Consider the following 18,497-nt stretch of genomic DNA (forward strand, 5'->3'; position numbering starts at 1 on the left):
TCCCGTCCAGAAGTAATCCATTTCCCTCATTCAACCAATTTCAGGTTAAACATGACGACAAATTACATTTTTGTTACTGGCGGGGTTGTATCCTCTCTAGGTAAAGGTATTGCAGCAGCGTCTCTTGCTGCTATTTTAGAAGCTCGTGGTCTTAAAGTGACTATGATGAAGCTTGACCCTTACATCAACGTTGATCCAGGCACTATGAGCCCAACTCAACACGGTGAAGTGTTCGTTACGGAAGATGGCGCTGAAACTGACCTTGACCTTGGTCACTATGAGCGATTCATTCGCACCAAGATGACTAAGCGTAACAACTTCACTGCAGGTCGTGTTTACTCAGACGTACTCGCTAAAGAGCGTCGCGGTGATTACCTAGGTGCAACTATTCAGGTTATCCCGCACATCACTAACTCTATCAAAGAGCGTGTTATTTCAGGTGCATCTGGCCACGATGTTGCGATCGTTGAAGTTGGTGGTACGGTTGGTGATATCGAATCTCTACCATTCATGGAAGCGATTCGTCAGCTAGCAGTTGAACTAGGCCGTGAACGCGCAATGTTCATGCACCTTACTCTAGTGCCATACCTAGCAGCAGCGGGCGAAGTGAAAACTAAGCCAACGCAACACTCTGTAAAAGAGCTACTGTCTATTGGCATTCAGCCAGACATCCTAGTTTGTCGTTCAGACCGTAACATTCCTTCGAACGAGCGTAAGAAAATTGCCTTGTTCTGTAATGTGCAAGAAAATGCGGTTATTTCTATGCGTGATGTTGACTCTATCTACAAGATCCCTCAGCTTATTAAAGCTCAAGGCACTGATGAACTTGTATGTAAGCGTTTCGGCATCACGGCTCCAGAAGCTGACTTGTCTGAATGGGAACAAGTTATTTACGAAGAAGCTAACCCAACGGGTGAAGTGACGATTGGTCTGGTTGGTAAATACATTGAACTACCGGATGCCTACAAATCAGTTAATGAAGCGCTAAAACACGCGGGCTTGAAAAATCGCCTAAGCGTTAATATTAAATACGTAGATTCACAAGACCTTGAGTCTCGTGGCGTAGAGCTTTTAGAAGGCCTGGATGCAATCCTAGTGCCTGGTGGCTTCGGTGATCGTGGCGTTGAAGGTAAAATTCTTGCTGCTCAATACGCTCGTGAAAACAAAGTACCGTACCTAGGTATCTGTCTAGGTATGCAAGTCGCGCTTATTGAATACGCTCGTAACGTTGCGAAAATGGAAGGGGCACACTCTTCTGAGTTCTGTTCTGAAACTAAGTACCCAGTAGTTGGTCTTATCACTGAATGGACTGATGGTGAAGGTAAAGTTGAAGAGCGTACAGAATCATCTGACCTAGGCGGCACGATGCGTCTTGGTTCACAGCTTTGTCACCTAGCGAAAGGGACGAAAGCTTACGAATTATACGGTAGCGCGACGATCCATGAACGTCACCGCCACCGTTACGAAGTGAACAACAATCTTCGTCCACAAATCGAAAAAGCGGGCCTGAAAGTATCGGGTCTATCTGCGGACAAGAAGCTGGTTGAAGTAATTGAAAACCCGAACCACCCATGGTTTGTTGCTGCTCAATTCCACCCAGAGTTCACTTCAACACCTCGCGATGGTCACCCATTGTTTGCAGGTTTCGTGAAAGCGGCTGGTGAGTTCCAGCGTGGCGAATTAGAGAAATAAAAGGAATACAGGTAGCTGCGTAGGTTGTGCTGCTACCTTTAAATTTGACATTTATATATTCAACGAGAAGGAAACATTCAATGTCTAAGATCGTTAAAGTTCTAGGTCGTGAAATCATCGATTCACGTGGTAACCCAACTGTAGAAGCTGAAGTACACCTAGAAGGCGGTTTCGTAGGTATGGCTGCTGCTCCATCTGGCGCATCTACTGGTTCTCGAGAAGCTCTTGAGCTACGTGACGGCGACAAATCACGTTTCCTAGGTAAAGGTGTTCTTAAAGCTATTGAAGCTGTAAACGGCCCAATCGCTGAAGCTCTAGTTGGTAAAGACGCTAAAGCTCAAGCTGACGTTGACCAAATCATGCTTGACCTAGACGGTACTGATAACAAGTCTAAGTTCGGCGCGAACGCTATCCTAGCTGTATCTCTAGCTAACGCAAAAGCTGCTGCTGCTGCGAAAGGCATGCCTCTATATGAGCACATCGCCGAGCTAAACGGTACAGCTGGTCAGTTCTCTATGCCTCTACCTATGATGAACATCATCAACGGTGGTGAGCACGCAGATAACAACGTTGACATCCAAGAGTTCATGATCCAACCAGTTGGCGCTAAAACTCTTAAAGAAGGTCTACGTATCGGCGCTGAAGTATTCCACAACCTAGCTAAAGTTCTTAAGTCTAAAGGCTACAGCACTGCAGTTGGTGATGAAGGTGGTTTCGCTCCTAACCTTAAGTCTAACGCTGAAGCTCTAGAAGTTATCGCAGAAGCTGTTGCAGCTGCTGGTTACGAACTAGGTAAAGACGTTACTCTTGCTATGGACTGTGCTGCATCTGAGTTCTTCGACAAAGAAGCTGGCATCTACAACATGAAGGGCGAAGGTAAAACTTTCACTTCTGAAGAGTTCAACCACTACCTAGCTGAACTAGCTAACAACTTCCCAATCGTTTCTATCGAAGACGGTCTTGACGAGTCAGATTGGGATGGCTTCAAGCACCAAACTGAACTTCTAGGCGACAAGCTTCAAATCGTTGGTGACGATCTGTTCGTTACAAACACTAAGATTCTTGCTGAAGGTATCGAGAAAGGCGTAGCTAACTCTATCCTTATCAAGTTCAACCAAATCGGTTCTCTAACAGAGACTCTAGCTGCAATTAAGATGGCTAAAGACGCTGGCTACACTGCAGTAATCTCTCACCGTTCTGGCGAAACTGAAGATGCAACTATCGCAGATCTAGCGGTAGGTACAGCTGCAGGTCAAATCAAAACTGGTTCTATGAGCCGTTCTGACCGTGTTGCTAAGTACAACCAACTAATCCGTATCGAAGAAGCTCTAGGCTCTAAAGCTCCTTTCAACGGCCTTAAAGAAGTTAAAGGTCAATAATTCCTAGCGAATTATGCACTAATGCTTTTAAATGCCTCGCTTATGCGGGGCATTTTTTTGCCTAAAATTCGTCATTCTTGAGACTGACGGAGAAAGGAATTGGGATTCTCACATAGGTTTCGAATTACAATAATTCCCCGACTTATTGATTCCCTGACACCACATATCTCGCACCAATAAGCGCATTATGGTATATATGTGCCTTATTCTAGTTCCTTCTTTTTCAACCGGCGAAAGGTGTTATGCGAATTTTTGCTTTAGTTTTGCTCATAGTGTTCGGCTGGCTACAACACACACTGTGGTTTGGTAAAAATGGTATCTCTGATTACTACGGTGTGAACAACGAAATTCAAGTTCAGCAGCAAGTGAATGAAAAGCTGCATATTAGAAATGCTGAGATGTTTGCAGAAATCGACGACCTCCGACAAGGCTTAGATGCTATCGAAGAACGCGCACGTCATGAACTTGGAATGGTCAAAGAAGGCGAAACGTTTTATCGCATCATTGGCGAGGAATCCCATTAATGTCGACTCAACTTCAAAGCGTGATTGCCGTTGTACCTGCGGCGGGCGTCGGTAGCCGAATGAAGGCAGACCGCCCTAAGCAATATCTCAAGATTCACGGCAAAACAATTTTAGAGCACACCGTTGAGAAATTATTATCTCACCCACAAGTCGCTCAAATTGTCGTTGCGATCAGTGATGATGACCCATACTACCCTGAGCTAGCTCTCAACCAGAACCCACAAGTGATCCGGGTATCTGGCGGAAGCGAGCGAGCGGACTCTGTACTCTCTGCGCTAAACTATATCGCTAAGCAGCAACTGGGTGATTGGGTAATGGTTCACGATGCGGCAAGGCCTTGTGTTCAGCTAAGTGATATCGACATGCTAATTTCCGGCGCTATGAACCATGATGTGGGTGCTATTTTAGCGGCTCCAGTTCGTGACACAATGAAGCGAGGTGCCCAAGGGCAGATCGAGCATACCGTTGAGCGAGCGGATTTATGGCATGCACTTACGCCGCAAATGTTCAGAGCAAAGCCTCTGTGGAAGGCATTAAGTGACGCGTTGCAACAAGGCGCTTCGATTACTGATGAAGCCTCAGCCTTTGAATGGAAAGGTTTATCGCCCGCTTTAGTGGCAGGGCGTTCAGATAATTTTAAGATTACTCAGCCTGAAGATTTAGCGCTTGCTGAGTTCTATTTAAGTCAGAATAAGGAATAATGATGATTCGTATTGGCCATGGCTTCGATGTACATAAGTTTGGTGGTGAAGGCCCGGTAATTATTGGTGGGGTAAGCATCCCTTACGAGCAAGGTCTTATTGCACATTCAGACGGTGATGTTGCCCTTCATGCGTTGTGTGACGCTTTACTAGGTGCGATTGCTGCGGGTGATATTGGTCGTCATTTCCCTGATACCGATGATGAATGGAAAGGTGCGGATAGTCGTGAACTACTGAAAGATGTTTACCGTCGAGTAAAAGAACAAGGTTACATGATTGGTAATGCGGATATTACTATTATGGCGCAAGCTCCAAAGATGGCGCCTCATATAGACTCTATGTGTAAAGCTATTGCTCAAGACCTAGAAACCAGCATTGGCAATGTGAATGTAAAAGCGACGACCACTGAGCGTTTAGGTTTTACAGGTCGCAAAGAGGGCATCGCATGTGAAGCGGTGGTCCTAATTACTAAAAGTGCGTAAGCACCAACACGAAAAGAACAGCATGTCAGATATTTTATCTTCATTGGCTTATCTAAACGGTAAACCAACTGCGAAAGCAAAACTAAAAGCAAAAGCCGAACACTTTGTCGTTAATGAAGACTTGGGTTTTGAGTTTACTGGTGAAGGCGAGCACCTAATGGTTCGCATTCGTAAAACGGGTGAGAACACGAGCTTCGTAGCAAACGAACTGGCTAAAGCGTGCGGTGTTAAATCGAAAGATGTGAGTTGGGCGGGTTTGAAAGATCGTCACGCGGTTACCGAGCAGTGGTTGAGTGTCCACCTACCTAAAGGTGAGCCTGACTTTTCAGCGTTCTTAGTACAGTACCCAAGCATTGAGATCTTGGCGACAGCACGACACAACAAAAAGTTACGCCCGGGTGATTTAGTTGGCAACCAGTTCGAGCTGACTTTGTCTGAAGTAACAGACTGTGATGATGTCGTAAAACGTTTGGAAAAAGTCGCTCAAGTTGGCGTGCCAAATTACTTCGGTGCTCAGCGTTTTGGTAATGAAGGTAACAACTTATCTGAAGCTCGTCGTTGGGGCCGTGATAACGTTCGTACTCGTAACCAGAATAAGCGCAGCTTGTACCTTTCTGCGGCTCGCTCGTGGATTTACAACCTGATCCTGTCAGACCGTATTGAGCAAGATGCGTTTGCATCGGCATTGCTTGGCGATATTGTCATGAAAGACGGCGCTCAACTAACGGTAACTGCGGACAATATCGAAGCAGTAAACCAAGACATCGCGAATGGCGCTGCATGGGTTACTGTTGCTTTGGCTGGCGATAATGCTTTGCCAACGACTGATGAGTCTCAAGCGTTAGAGCAAAAACATCTTGATTCTGAACCTGACCTAATGGCGCTGATTCGCGGTAACCGCATGCGCCATGATCGCCGCGAAGCGTCACTGAAACCAACGGATTTAACTTGGGAAGTGAACGAAGATAATGTCACGCTTAAGTTCTCTCTTGATGCGGGTTGTTTCGCAACAGCGATTGTTCGTGAATTGGTTGAAGAAGTACACGTAGAAAGAAGCTACGAGCAATAACGATTCTGCTTGGAGCTAAGTCACTTGATATTGGAATTTAGTCACTTGGCATTGGAACAAAAGAAAGGATACAAGATGAAGATTTTACTCAGCAACGATGATGGTGTGCATGCTCAAGGTATTCATGAGTTGGCAAATGAATTACGTGATCTTGCTGAAATTATCATTGTTGCACCTGATCGTAATCGCTCGGGTGCTTCAAATTCATTAACTTTAGAACAACCTCTGCGTGTTCAAGAAATTGCTGAAAATACCTATTCAGTACAAGGAACACCGACCGACTGTGTGCATTTTGCGTTAAATGAACTGTTAAAGAACGATATGCCCAATCTGGTTTTAACGGGCATTAATCACGGTGCTAACCTTGGTGACGATGTGCTTTATTCAGGCACAGTTGCAGCTGCAATGGAAGGGCATTTCTTGGGCGTTCAATCGGTAGCGTTTTCACTGGTAGGTAAAAAACATTTTAAAACAGCGGCAGAGATTGCTCGTCGTATCGTCGAGCAACATTTAGTAAACCCAATACCCACTAACCGCCTGTTAAACGTCAACGTTCCTGACCTGTCTGTAGAACAGTTGTCTGGAACTCAAGTAACACGCCTTGGCGCTCGTCACCATGCTGAAGATATGATTAAGCAAAAAGACCCCCGCGGTCATGATATTTATTGGCTTGGTCCTCCGGGCAAAGAGCAAGATGCAGGCGAAGGTACCGATTTTTACGCTATTGAACATGGCTTTGTATCGGTAACACCGTTACAAGTTGATCTGACGGCGCACGAGTCGTTAGGTGCGATGACAACATGGTTAGGAGAGAAGTAAGTGAGCAACCCACAAGCCGAGCGCTTAGTTACTTTTTTGATTGAAAATGGTATTCAGGATCATAAGGTTCTCGATGCTATTTACCAACTGCCGAGAGAGAGCTTTTTATCACAGGCAATGTATCATCAAGCTTATGATAACAATGCGCTGCCTATTGGACAGGGACAAACAATCTCTCAGCCATACATCGTTGCTAAAATGACAGAGTTACTTGAGTTACAACAAGACAGTCGCGTTTTGGAGATCGGAACCGGTTCTGGTTACCAAACCGCAGTATTAGCTCAGCTTGTTGATCATGTTTATTCGGTTGAAAGAATAAAGTCGCTACAGTGGAATGCTAAGCGTAGGTTGAAGCAACTCGATTTCTACAATATATCAACCAAACACGGTGATGGCTGGCATGGGTGGTCTTCAAAAGCCCCTTTTGATGCGATCATTGTCACCGCTGCTGCTGAGTCGATTCCTCAAGTGCTTTTGCAACAACTTAAAGATGGTGGTCGTTTACTGATTCCTGTCGGTGATGATGAACAGCAATTGTTGAAGATTGTTCGCCATGGTGACGAGTTTTTATCGAGTGTTATCGAGGTCGTGAGATTTGTACCTCTCGTTCCTGGTGAGTTAGCTTAATCAAAATACTACTGGTGTAGGTGGATAGAGAGTCGATGGGTTCGAAGTTGTTAAAAGGAAGTACTTTACTGCTTGGCTGTGCACTTGTTGGGTGTGCAGCGAATTCGCCTGCGCCCGTTTCAAGCCTTAACAAGAATTACTCATCGATCGACCGTGGTAGTTATCGCGGCAGTTATTATGAAGTGAAAAAAGGCGATACTCTTTATTTCATCGCTTATGTCACTAATAAAGACGTTAATGATCTTGTGAGTTATAACAAGCTTTCTGCCCCTTATACTATCCACCCAGGACAGAAGCTTAAGTTATGGCGCCCGAGCTACAGTGCGCCAGCGTATGGTAAATCAACGGTGGCGGCAGCAGCTGTTGCTGCGCCTGTCGCGGCATCAACCACGTCATCTGCGGCAAGTAACCCTAAAATTATACCTAAACCGAGTAAAAACTCTAAATCTTCCCCTGCTCAAACTACCACCAAAGTGGTTAAAAAAGATTCACCAAAGAAGGTTGAACAATCCAAATCAAAAGAGTATGTTGGTTCTAAAGGTAAACAAAATGTTACACCGACAACCAAACCAACAAGTGATAAAGTATCCAAATGGTTATGGCCAACAAAAGGGAGAGTGATTAAGAACTTCTCTGTAGGCGAACAAGGAAATAAAGGCATAGACATAGCAGGACAGCGAGGTCAGCCAATAGTATCTACTGCAGGGGGAACGGTTGTTTATTCGGGTAATGCATTGCGAGGCTACGGCAATCTAGTGATTGTGAAGCACAATGATAATTACTTAAGTGCATACGCGCATAATGACCGGTTATTAGTATCTGAAGGGCAAAGTGTGAAACCAGGGCAGAAGATTGCAACAATGGGAAGCTCTGGAGCCAGCAGTGTTAGGCTGCACTTTGAGATTCGTTACCAAGGCAAATCAGTTAATCCAAAACGATATCTGCCTTAAATACAAGGTCTCTTAATAGGACATTGTATGAAGTGACATAGTCATTTAGCGACATATGAAGTTGTAATGTCATGCTAATTTCGCCAGGGGGAGGCGTTATGAGTATAAGCAATGCAGTAACCAAAGAAGAGTTCGATCTTGTCCAAGTAACCACGGAACCGGAAACACTTGGAAAAGCAAAGCGAACAGTCACTAAGAAAACCGAAGCGAAAGAAGAAGTTGAAGTTACGTCTAAAAGCCTAGATGCCACTCAACTTTATCTAGGCGAGATCGGTTTCTCACCACTATTAACCGCAGAAGAAGAAGTGCTTTATGCACGTCGAGCTCTACGCGGTGATGAAGCTGCACGTAAACGCATGATAGAAAGTAACCTGCGTTTAGTGGTAAAGATTTCACGTCGTTATAGCAATCGCGGTTTAGCACTTCTCGATCTAATTGAAGAAGGCAACTTAGGTTTGATTCGCGCCGTAGAGAAGTTTGACCCAGAACGTGGTTTCCGTTTTTCGACTTACGCGACATGGTGGATTCGTCAAACTATTGAACGTGCGTTGATGAATCAGACTCGGACTATCCGTTTACCAATCCATGTTGTGAAAGAGCTGAACATCTACCTACGTACTGCAAGAGAGCTATCACAAAAGCTTGACCATGAACCAACGGCAGAAGAGATCGCTTCTAAGCTAGATAAACCCGTTGGTGATGTGAGCAAGATGCTTCGTCTAAACGAAAGAGTGAGCTCTGTAGATACGCCAATTGGTGGTGACGGTGAGAAAGCACTGTTGGATATTATTCCAGACATCAACAATTCAGATCCTGAGGTTTCAACTCAAGATAGCGATATCAAGAATTCGTTGATATTCTGGCTTGATGAGCTGAATCCGAAGCAGAAAGAGGTGCTTGCACGTCGATTTGGATTGCTTGGTTATGAACCGTCAACACTAGAAGAAGTTGGTCGTGAAATCAGCCTGACTCGTGAGCGTGTTCGTCAAATTCAAGTTGAAGGTTTGCGCCGTTTACGTGAGATTCTGATCAAACAAGGTCTGAACATGGAAAACCTGTTCAACGTTGAAAACGACTAAACGATATTCCACGATATCGAAATAAAAAAACGCTGACTAATGTCAGCGTTTTTTAGTTTTGGCTTCTGATTTAGCTTTTACTTCAACTAAAAACTACAGCGCTGGCTATTTAAACTAAAGTAGCTTCTTCAAGCGGTAGAGCTCTTCTAATGCTTGTCGAGGTGTTAGATCATCAGGATCGACATTCGCTAGTGCTTGTTCCACTTCACTCGGTTCAGGGATCAAACTCAGTTGGTTTGCGATATCAACGTCGCTTGATCTCGACATCGGAGCCCCGATACTGAGCGCTTCTAGTTGCGTTAGTTTAGCACGAGCATTTTTGATCACCACTTTAGGAACACCCGCTAAGCCGGCAACCGCTAAGCCATAAGATTTACTCGCTGCACCTTCTTGTACTGCATGCATAAAGGCAATGTTGTCGCCATGTTCAACTGCATCTAAGTGTACGTTTGCCAATGTTGGAAGTTGGTTCGGTAACTCGGTTAGCTCAAAATAATGCGTGGCAAACAACGTCATCGAATTAATTTGATTTGCTAGCCATTCTGCACTTGCCCAAGCCAGCGACAAACCATCATAAGTACTGGTACCACGGCCGATCTCATCCATTAATACAAGGCTATTTGGTGTCGCGTTATGCAGAATGTTAGCGGTTTCTGTCATCTCAACCATGAAGGTTGAACGGCCAGAAGCCAAATCATCCGATGCGCCAATACGAGTAAAGATACGGTCGATAGAGCCAATCGTCGCGCTTTCGGCTGGAACGTAGCAACCTATGTGGGCCATCAATGCTATGAGAGCCGTTTGGCGCATGTAGGTCGACTTACCACCCATGTTTGGACCTGTGATGATCAGCATTTTACGCTGGTCGTTAAGGTCGATAGGGTTGGCGATGAAAGGTTCGTCCATCACTTGCTCTACTACTGGGTGACGACCCGCTTGTATCTGTATACCGGCCGCTTCTGTCATAGTTGGACGACAGTAATCAAGTGTATCTGCTCGCTCAGCTAAGTTTTGTAGTACATCAAGTTGAGATACTGAAGAAGCGATGTTTTGTAGTCGTTCTAGGTATGGCAGTAGTAAATCAAACAACTCTTCCCACAACTGCTTCTCGATAGCCAGTGCCTTCGATTTAGAGTTAAGCACTTTGTCTTCGTGCTCTTTCAGCTCAGGAATAATGTAACGTTCAGCATTCTTAAGCGTTTGGCGACGAACATAATGTGGCGGCACAAGGTGGCTCTGTCCGCGACTCACTTGAATGAAGAAACCGTGTACGTTGTTGTAACCAACTTTTAGAGTGTCGATGCCGTGACGTTCACGCTCTTCTTGCTCAAGTTTATCCAGAAATTCGGTTGCACCCGCAGCAAGGTCGCGCCATTCATCGAGTTCTGCGTTGTAGCCTTCTGCAATCACACCGCCATCTCGGATAACTACGGGCGGGTTCTCTTTGATTGCACGCTCTAGCAGCTCCGACACCTCATCCACAGGAGACGCATACTGAGCAAGTTGAGTCAGGTATGGGTGCTTAAGCTGAGTCAGTGTTTCAGCAAGCTCTGGTAAGTATTCCATTGCTTGACGAAGTCGAGCCATATCACGTGGGCGAGCAGAACGAAGTGCAAGACGAGCAAGGATACGCTCGATATCACCGATCTGTTTTAAGGTCGGCTGGAGCTCTGCAAAGAGAGCTAAATCTTTCATTTCACCAATCGCATCTAAGCGTTGATCAAGTGCCGAGATATTGCGCATTGGTTGATGTAACCAACGCTTAAGCATGCGGCTACCCATTGCGGTCGCAGTGTGATCTAGGACTTCAGCCAGGGTGTTATCTGTGCCACCGCCAAGATTTTGCGTGATCTCTAGATTGCGGCGAGTCGCAGCATCAAGGATCACCGAGTGATCTTGCTTGTCCATGGTCAGTGAACGGATATGTGGAAGCGCTGTACGTTGAGTATCTTTTACATACTGAATAAGACAGCCGGCTGCACACAAGCCAAGTTTCGCACCTTCAACGCCAAAACCCACAAGGTCGCGAGTACCAAATTGTTGGTTCAGCTGCTGCTTCGCGGTATCTAATTCAAATTCCCATACTGGACGGCGGCGATTGCCGTTACGGCTTGCCATTAAATCGACAGGTTCGAAATCCTCAGGGAATAGTAGCTCACGTGGTGAGGTTCTCTGTAGCTCAGCCGCCATCGCTTCTTCCGTTTCAGGCTCGCATAGTTGGAATCGGCCAGAGGTAATATCAAGCGTCGCATAGCCAAATTTACCGTTGTGGTGATAAATGGCTGCAATCAGGTTATCGATGCGTTCAGAAAGTAAGGCTTCGTCGGTTACGGTACCCGGCGTCACAATACGCACGACTGCACGCTCTACAGGGCCTTTTGAAAGTGCTGGATTACCAATCTGTTCACAAATTGCTACGGACTCACCAAGTTGCACTAACTTTGCAAGGTATCCTTCAACAGCATGGTATGGAACTCCCGCCATCGGAATTGGTTCACCATTTGATGAACCACGCTTAGTCAGTGAAATATCGAGGAGTTGAGAGGCTTTTTTAGCGTCATCGTAGAAAAGCTCGTAGAAATCGCCCATGCGGTAGAACAACAGAATTTCTGGATTTTCTGCTTTGAGTTTTAGGTACTGCTGCATCATGGGAGTGTGTTTTTGATCGGCTTTCACAGTTAACTTCTTTCGTTTATTTCTATTGCGGCTTAGGATACGTGAAAGCGTTTCGTGCGAAAAGCGGCTGATGCGAAAAGATGCAAATCCAAATGATATGACGGTAATTAAAGGGAAGCTAATAATGCAGATGACTCAAGCTCTTAGTGAAAAACTCGGACCATTACTGGCAAAGCATAAGCAAGTGCTAGTGACCGCTGAATCTTGTACCGGCGGTGGTGTAGCAACGGCAGTCACCGATGTGGCGGGCAGCTCAGCATGGTTTGACCGCGCCTTTGTGACTTACAGTAATGAAGCTAAGCAAGAGATGATTGGTGTTCAGCTTGAAACCTTGGTTGAGTTTGGTGCGGTGAGTGAACCCGTGGTGATAGAAATGGCCAAGGGGGCGCTACAACATTCAAATGGCACTATTTCTGTGTCGATCAGCGGTATTGCTGGCCCTGGCGGCGGCACGGAAGAAAAGCCCGTTGGTACCGTCTGTTTTGCTTGGAAATCGCTAAATGGCTGGGATAAAGTAGAAACGAATGTATTTACAGGTGATAGATCACAAGTACGCCAACAAGCCACGCACCATGCCCTGCAAGTTATTTATGATTACCTATCAATGGAAGGTAAGTAACATTTGTACAAATTATTTTCATACAGGTATAGACACTGTATGAATCAACAGTATAATAAAAGCCAATTAGTCACCCCTATGTGGGTTAGAAATAGATTCTAGATCGCTTGTTGAGACAACCGATTATGTGGAGATAGAAATGGACGAGAATAAACAAAAAGCGTTAGCCGCAGCCCTTGGTCAGATTGAAAAGCAATTTGGTAAAGGTTCGATCATGCGTCTTGGTGATAACCGCACAATGGACGTAGAAACTATTTCTACAGGTTCTCTATCTCTAGATATCGCACTAGGTGCTGGTGGCCTACCGATGGGACGTATCGTAGAAGTTTACGGTCCAGAATCATCAGGTAAAACAACGCTAACGCTTGAGCTTATTGCTGCAGCACAGAAAGTAGGCAAAACGTGTGCATTCGTTGATGCGGAGCACGCACTAGACCCTATCTACGCTCAAAAGCTTGGTGTTGATATCGATGCACTTCTTGTTTCTCAACCAGATACGGGTGAGCAAGCGCTTGAAATCTGTGATGCACTGGCTCGTTCAGGTGCAATCGACGTTCTTGTTATTGACTCAGTAGCAGCACTAACACCAAAAGCAGAAATTGAAGGCGAAATGGGTGACAGCCACATGGGTCTTCAGGCTCGTATGCTTTCTCAAGCAATGCGTAAGCTGACGGGCAACCTTAAGCAGTCTAACTGTATGGCTATCTTCATTAACCAAATTCGTATGAAAATTGGTGTGATGTTCGGTAACCCAGAAACAACAACAGGTGGTAACGCACTTAAGTTTTACGCATCTGTTCGTCTTGATATTCGCCGTACTGGTGCGATTAAAGATGGTGATGAAGTTGTTGGTAACGAAACTCGTATCAAGGTCGTTAAGAACAAGATTGCTGCACCATTCAAACAAGCTGAGACTCAAATCCTTTACGGTAAAGGCTTCAACCGCGAAGGTGAGCTTATCGATTTAGGTGTTAAGAATAAGCTAGTAGAAAAAGCGGGCGCTTGGTACAGCTACAAAGGCGATAAGATCGGCCAAGGTAAAGCTAACGCTGGTAAATACCTACGTGAAAACCCAGAAGTTGCTCTAGAGATCGATACTAAACTTCGTGAGTTACTACTGACTCCTGCTGTTCTTGAAGAGAAAGACGTAGAGAAAGAAGAAGAAAACGAAGAGCTATAAGCTAACGTTTTATAGAGTGGATGTTTGAAATAAACACCCGCTTTGGAAGAGCTTAAAGCCTCGCATATTTTATGTGGGGCTTTTTTTATTGAAGCTCTTCCGTCCTAGTCTGTGTTTACTTGGCTTACCTTAGTGGTTAGGTCGAAAGTGTAGTTCTGTTTTTTCTTTGCTCAGCTAGTGGAATATTCTCCATTTTACCTGATTCTCAATAAAATCTTGCCCAAGGGTGTCTTTTCTACAAGAAAACTAGTCGAAGCCTTAACCATGATCTACAATACGGCAAAATTCTAACTCGACTATTTTCAGGAAGAGCTGCATGTACATGAGCACTGATGAGGTTCGCAACGCGTTCCTTAAGTTCTTTGAGAGCAAAGAACACCAAATCGTAGACAGTTCATCGTTAGTTCCACATAACGATCCAACCCTGCTATTCACTAACGCAGGTATGAACCAATTCAAAGATTGCTTCTTAGGCGCCGAAAAGCGTGCCTACACTCGAGCAACTACGGCTCAGCGTTGTGTACGTGCGGGTGGTAAGCATAATGACCTTGAAAACGTAGGTTTCACGGCTCGTCACCACACATTCTTTGAAATGCTAGGTAACTTCAGCTTTGGTGATTATTTCAAAGAAGAAGCGATTGCGTTTGCTTGGGAATTCCTGACAGAAACTCTTCAACTGCCAAAAGAGCGTCTACTGGTAACGGTATACGAGACAGATGATGAAGCATTCGATATCTGGAACAAAAAAGTAGGTGTTCCTGCTGACCGTATCGTTCGCATTGGCGACAAAGAAGGCGGTAAACAGTTCGAGTCCGATAACTTCTGGACGATGGGGGACACAGGTCCTTGTGGCCCATGTACTGAAATCTTCTACGATCACGGTGAGCACATCTGGGGCGGTCGTCCTGGCACACCTGAAGAAGATGGTGACCGTTTCATTGAGATCTGGAACAACGTATTCATGCAGTTCAACCGTCACGCTGACGGTACAATGGAACCGTTACCTAAGCCTGCTGTAGATACAGGTATGGGGATTGAGCGTATTTCTGCAATCATGCAGGGCGTTCACTCTAACTACGAAATTGATGTATTCCAAAAGCTAATCAAAGCGACAGCGGAAGTTGTGGGTCATGACGATCTATCTAACCAATCGCTACGCGTTATTGCGGACCACATCCGTTCTTGTTCATTCCTAATCGCTGACGGCGTTATGCCTTCAAACGAAGGTCGTGGCTACGTTCTACGTCGTATTATTCGTCGTGCAGTTCGTCACGGTAATAAGCTTGGCGCACAAGGCGTGTTCTTCCACAAACTAGTGGGTGTACTAGCTGAAGTGATGGGCTCTGCGGCAGATGAACTTAAGAAACAGCAAGAGCTTGTTGAAAAAGTACTTCGCATTGAAGAAGAGAACTTTGGTCGTACTCTAGAGCGCGGCATGGTTATTCTTAATGACGCACTAGATGCACTTGAAGGCAAAGAGCTTGACGGCGAAACCGTTTTCAAACTTTACGACACATACGGCTTCCCAGCTGACCTTACTAACGATGTAGCTCGTGAACGCGACTTTACTATCGATGAAGAAGGCTTTGAGAAAGCGATGGAAGTACAGCGTCAGCGTGCACGTGAAGCAGGCCAGTTCGGTACTGATTACAACGCGACTATCAAAGTAGACACCAATACTGAGTTCTTTGGTTACACAGGTACTGAAGGTTCAGGTGAAATTTCTGCGCTATTCGTTGACGGCGAAGAAGTATCTTCACTATCAGCCGGTGACAAAGCAATTATTATCCTTGAAGAGACGCCATTCTACGCTGAATCTGGCGGCCAATGTGGTGATGCGGGTACGCTGAAAACAGTATCGGGTCTATTCGAAGTACAAGACACTCAGAAACTCGGTAACGCATTTGCGCACCACGGTGAGCTAGTTGAAGGTGTATTGGCTAAGGGCGATAAAGTAGAAGCAACGGTTGACGCTGAGCGTCGTGCTGCTATCTCACTAAACCACTCTGCAACTCACTTACTTCACTCTGCACTGCGCGAAGTGCTAGGTGAGCACGTTGCTCAGAAAGGTTCTTTAGTTAAGCCAGACAACCTGCGTTTTGATTTCTCTAACCTTGAAGCGGTAACACCGGCACAGATTAAAGAAGTAGAGCGCTTGGTTAACGCACAAGTTCGTAAGAACCACGTGATTGAAACCAACATCATGGACATCGAATCAGCGAAAGAAAAAGGTGCAATGGCACTGTTTGGCGAGAAGTACGATGATGAAGTTCGCGTTTTATCTATGGGCGATTTCTCTACTGAACTTTGTGGTGGTATCCACGCAAGCAATACGGGCGATATCGGCCTATTCAAGATCACTTCTGAAGGTGGTATTGCTGCGGGTATTCGTCGTATTGAAGCGGTAACGGGTGAAGCTGCTCTAGATGCAGTAGAAGCTCAGGCTAACGCTTACGAAGAGAAACTTGCTGAATCAGCTAAGAAAGCGAAATCTCTAGAGAAAGAAATCCAACTGCTTAAAGAAAAGATGGCTGCTGCAGAAAGCGCAAACATCATGGGCAAAGTAGAAGAGATCTCTGGTACTAAAGTTTTGGTTGCTGCCATTGAAGGCGCAGACAACAAGAACTTACGTACTATGGTTGATAACGCTAAAAACCAAGTAGGTAGCGGCATCATCCTGATCGCGAACGTAGCAGACGGTAAAGTTGGCTTGATTGCTGGTGTAACCAAAGACCTAATCGGCAAAGTAAAAGCGGGTGACCTAGTTAAGATGGTTGCTGAGCAAGTTGGCGGTAAAGGCGGCGGTCGTCCAGATATGGCTCAAGCGGGCGGTACTGATGTTGAATCACTACCTGAAGCGCTTAAATCTGTACGTACTTGGTTAGAAGAACGTCTTTAAACTTAAGTAATTGATACAAAGATGCCCAATCAGATGATTGGGCATCTTTTATTTTGCCTATTGGAAGTGTGTAAAAGGCTGGATTGAGATAAACCAAGAAGTCTAATGGTAAGTTAGACTCCTTGGTTAATTTTTTATTGCTTCGCTATGACGCGAAGCATGTGTTTTTTTGTCATATATAGATGTCGGTCTTGGGAAGGTGAGGACGGGTGAAAATGCCTCTTATCGTACAGAAATTTGGTGGAACGTCGGTGGGTTCAATAGAGCGCATCCATCATGTAGCAGATAAAATCATTGAAGCGAAAAATGAAGGTAACCAGATCGTGGTTGTCGTTTCTGCTATGTCAGGTGAAACAAATCGATTGGTTAACTTAGCCACACAAATTGATAGCGTCCCCAACGCTAGAGAACTGGATGTGCTGTTAACGGCTGGAGAACAAGTTTCCATGGCCTTATTGGCAATGACGTTGCACAAGTTAGGTTATGAAGCGACATCGATGACTGGCTATCAAGCAAAGATACACACCGATTCCAATCATAATAATGCGACGATTGAGCATATTGATACAGCTCCTATTCAAGCGCTGCTCGATGATAACCAGATTGTGATAGTGGCAGGCTTTCAAGGCGTCAATACCAAAGGTGATATCACGACATTAGGCCGTGGCGGTTCAGATACCACTGCGGTAGCGCTCGCTGGTGCACTTCAGGCGAAAGAATGTCAGGTTTATACTGATGTAGATGGTGTTTACTCTTGTGACCCTAGAGTCGTAAAGCAATCTCAAAAGTTAGATACATTAGATTTTCCTTCTATGGAAGAGATGGCTCGCCGAGGTGCTAAGGTATTGCATCTGCCGTGCGTTCAGTATGCCTGGCAACACAATGTGCCATTGCGAGTGCTTTCAAGTTTTGAAAAAGGCGAAGGTACATTGATCACGGGCAACCAGTGTTTGAATGATATTACTGGAATAGCGATTGAAAGAGATATGGAGCGGATTGAGTGTTTGAATGAAGATTTACCGTCTTTTATCTCTCATTGTCAATTGTTAGGGATCGAAGTCTGTAGTGTGATCGAGGAAACAGAACGAGCAGCACTCATTATTAAACAAGACATAAGTGCTAAATTAAAACTAGTTTTTGCTGCACAAATCCGTAATAGTGAACAGGTTAGTTTGTTAACTGTGGTAGGAAGCCGAACACGAGAAATTGTGGTCAGTTCACATGGATTGTTGTCTGAAGGCGAAATTGATGTACAGCATCACTTATTGCAGCAGCAGTCTTTAACTTTGGTGATATCACCAACGCAAGTCGATATGGCTGCTAACATATTACACAATGCATACATCGTTACGCGTGAAACACAGGGTTATCTTAAAAAAGAAGTGCATTTTGGTTAAATAAAACCAATCGATAGCTTACGAAAATATAACTTTTGTTGGATAATGCTCACGTAGCTAGATAAATTTAGAGATTACTCAAGGAGCAAAGAATGCTAATTTTGACTCGCCGCGTTGGCGAAACACTGATGATTGGTGATGAAGTAACAGTTACTGTATTGGGCGTGAAAGGTAACCAAGTACGTATTGGTGTTAACGCACCTAAAGAAGTATCTGTTCATCGTGAAGAGATCTACATGCGCATTCAAGCTGAAAAAGGTAATGGTAACGTTGCACCTGGCAACTACTGATATTTTTTGCGTAGAGAAGAGGCTAGCATTGTCGCTAGCCTTTTTTGATCTTGGGGAGCGAGAAATATTGTGTGAATGAAAATGGGTTTAATAACAGATTTTTTGATGCTGCGA

At 45.0% G+C, this 18,497-nt stretch carries 16 protein-coding genes; 15 read left to right on the forward strand and 1 reads right to left on the reverse strand.

Features of this window, described 5'->3' with window-relative positions; translation table 11 throughout:
• Positions 1-51 precede the first annotated feature (51 nt).
• The 10 genes from OCV24_RS02485 (at position 52) to rpoS (ending at position 9,322) form a co-directional block, all read left to right on the forward strand.
• The gene (locus tag OCV24_RS02485) at positions 52-1,692 is read left to right on the forward strand and encodes a CTP synthase (protein WP_017056574.1); all 1,641 of its coding nucleotides are present in this window, start codon (positions 52-54) and stop codon (positions 1,690-1,692) included.
• 80 nt (positions 1,693-1,772) lie between these two features.
• Positions 1,773-3,071, forward strand: a complete 1,299-nt coding sequence (gene eno, locus OCV24_RS02490; protein ID WP_017056575.1) for a phosphopyruvate hydratase — start codon at positions 1,773-1,775, stop codon at positions 3,069-3,071.
• A 242-nt stretch (positions 3,072-3,313) separates the two neighbouring features.
• Entirely contained in the window at positions 3,314-3,595 is a 282-nt protein-coding gene (gene ftsB / locus OCV24_RS02495) for a cell division protein FtsB (protein WP_017056576.1), read from the forward strand.
• A complete protein-coding gene (ispD, locus tag OCV24_RS02500; RefSeq protein ID WP_150878385.1) occupies positions 3,595-4,296 on the forward strand; it encodes a 2-C-methyl-D-erythritol 4-phosphate cytidylyltransferase in 702 nt (233 codons plus the stop codon). Before ftsB ends, ispD begins: the two co-directional genes overlap by 1 nt.
• 2 nt (positions 4,297-4,298) lie before the next feature.
• Positions 4,299-4,778, forward strand: coding sequence for a 2-C-methyl-D-erythritol 2,4-cyclodiphosphate synthase (gene ispF, locus OCV24_RS02505; RefSeq protein WP_017056578.1), 480 nt, complete (start codon positions 4,299-4,301; stop codon positions 4,776-4,778).
• Between the two features lie 22 nt (positions 4,779-4,800).
• Positions 4,801-5,847, forward strand: a complete 1,047-nt coding sequence (truD, locus tag OCV24_RS02510) for a tRNA pseudouridine(13) synthase TruD (RefSeq protein WP_150878383.1) — start codon at positions 4,801-4,803, stop codon at positions 5,845-5,847.
• A 75-nt stretch (positions 5,848-5,922) separates the two neighbouring features.
• Entirely contained in the window at positions 5,923-6,666 is a 744-nt protein-coding gene (gene surE, locus OCV24_RS02515; protein WP_136979137.1) for a 5'/3'-nucleotidase SurE, read from the forward strand.
• Positions 6,667-7,293, forward strand: coding sequence for a protein-L-isoaspartate(D-aspartate) O-methyltransferase (locus tag OCV24_RS02520; RefSeq protein WP_017056581.1), 627 nt, complete (start codon positions 6,667-6,669; stop codon positions 7,291-7,293).
• Between the two features lie 35 nt (positions 7,294-7,328).
• The gene (gene nlpD / locus OCV24_RS02525) at positions 7,329-8,243 is read left to right on the forward strand and encodes a murein hydrolase activator NlpD (RefSeq protein ID WP_136997592.1); all 915 of its coding nucleotides are present in this window, start codon (positions 7,329-7,331) and stop codon (positions 8,241-8,243) included.
• Between the two features lie 98 nt (positions 8,244-8,341).
• Positions 8,342-9,322 carry an RNA polymerase sigma factor RpoS gene (gene rpoS, locus OCV24_RS02530; protein ID WP_102508255.1) on the forward strand — a complete coding sequence of 327 codons (981 nt, stop codon included), beginning with the start codon at positions 8,342-8,344 and terminating at the stop codon, positions 9,320-9,322.
• 114 nt (positions 9,323-9,436) lie between these two features.
• Here rpoS and mutS read toward each other — a convergent pair whose 3' ends face one another.
• Positions 9,437-11,998 carry a DNA mismatch repair protein MutS gene (gene mutS, locus OCV24_RS02535; protein WP_150878381.1) on the reverse strand — a complete coding sequence of 854 codons (2,562 nt, stop codon included), beginning with the start codon at positions 11,996-11,998 and terminating at the stop codon, positions 9,437-9,439.
• Positions 11,999-12,122: 124 nt separating this feature from the next.
• Between mutS and pncC the strand changes: the two genes are divergently transcribed.
• From pncC to csrA, 5 genes are all read left to right on the forward strand, one after another.
• The gene (gene pncC, locus OCV24_RS02540) at positions 12,123-12,617 is read left to right on the forward strand and encodes a nicotinamide-nucleotide amidase (protein ID WP_060468640.1); all 495 of its coding nucleotides are present in this window, start codon (positions 12,123-12,125) and stop codon (positions 12,615-12,617) included.
• A gap of 139 nt (positions 12,618-12,756) precedes the next feature.
• On the forward strand, positions 12,757-13,797 hold the full coding sequence (gene recA / locus OCV24_RS02545; protein ID WP_017056586.1) for a recombinase RecA: 1,041 nt from the start codon (positions 12,757-12,759) through the stop codon (positions 13,795-13,797).
• A 316-nt stretch (positions 13,798-14,113) separates the two neighbouring features.
• Entirely contained in the window at positions 14,114-16,696 is a 2,583-nt protein-coding gene (gene alaS / locus OCV24_RS02550) for an alanine--tRNA ligase (protein ID WP_102507471.1), read from the forward strand.
• A gap of 215 nt (positions 16,697-16,911) precedes the next feature.
• Entirely contained in the window at positions 16,912-18,093 is a 1,182-nt protein-coding gene (locus tag OCV24_RS02555; RefSeq protein WP_077680854.1) for an aspartate kinase, read from the forward strand.
• Between the two features lie 92 nt (positions 18,094-18,185).
• Positions 18,186-18,383 (forward strand): carbon storage regulator CsrA, encoded by a 198-nt coding sequence (gene csrA, locus OCV24_RS02560; protein WP_009847619.1) that lies wholly within the window; start codon positions 18,186-18,188, stop codon positions 18,381-18,383.
• Positions 18,384-18,497 lie beyond the last annotated feature (114 nt).

Source organism: Vibrio kanaloae, from assembly GCF_024347535.1.
GTDB classification, from domain to species: Bacteria; Pseudomonadota; Gammaproteobacteria; order Enterobacterales; family Vibrionaceae; genus Vibrio; species Vibrio kanaloae.

Coding starts and splice junctions, on each gene's coding strand:
- csrA (WP_009847619.1), top strand. CDS start 18,186: ATGCTAATTTTGACTCGCCGCGTTGGCGAAACACTGATGATTGGTGAT.
- alaS (WP_102507471.1), top strand. CDS start 14,114: ATGTACATGAGCACTGATGAGGTTCGCAACGCGTTCCTTAAGTTCTTT.
- ftsB (WP_017056576.1), top strand. CDS start 3,314: ATGCGAATTTTTGCTTTAGTTTTGCTCATAGTGTTCGGCTGGCTACAA.
- OCV24_RS02555 (WP_077680854.1), top strand. CDS start 16,912: ATGCCTCTTATCGTACAGAAATTTGGTGGAACGTCGGTGGGTTCAATA.
- ispD (WP_150878385.1), top strand. CDS start 3,595: ATGTCGACTCAACTTCAAAGCGTGATTGCCGTTGTACCTGCGGCGGGC.
- OCV24_RS02485 (WP_017056574.1), top strand. CDS start 52: ATGACGACAAATTACATTTTTGTTACTGGCGGGGTTGTATCCTCTCTA.
- surE (WP_136979137.1), top strand. CDS start 5,923: ATGAAGATTTTACTCAGCAACGATGATGGTGTGCATGCTCAAGGTATT.
- recA (WP_017056586.1), top strand. CDS start 12,757: ATGGACGAGAATAAACAAAAAGCGTTAGCCGCAGCCCTTGGTCAGATT.
- rpoS (WP_102508255.1), top strand. CDS start 8,342: ATGAGTATAAGCAATGCAGTAACCAAAGAAGAGTTCGATCTTGTCCAA.
- truD (WP_150878383.1), top strand. CDS start 4,801: ATGTCAGATATTTTATCTTCATTGGCTTATCTAAACGGTAAACCAACT.
- nlpD (WP_136997592.1), top strand. CDS start 7,329: ATGGGTTCGAAGTTGTTAAAAGGAAGTACTTTACTGCTTGGCTGTGCA.
- ispF (WP_017056578.1), top strand. CDS start 4,299: ATGATTCGTATTGGCCATGGCTTCGATGTACATAAGTTTGGTGGTGAA.
- pncC (WP_060468640.1), top strand. CDS start 12,123: ATGCAGATGACTCAAGCTCTTAGTGAAAAACTCGGACCATTACTGGCA.
- eno (WP_017056575.1), top strand. CDS start 1,773: ATGTCTAAGATCGTTAAAGTTCTAGGTCGTGAAATCATCGATTCACGT.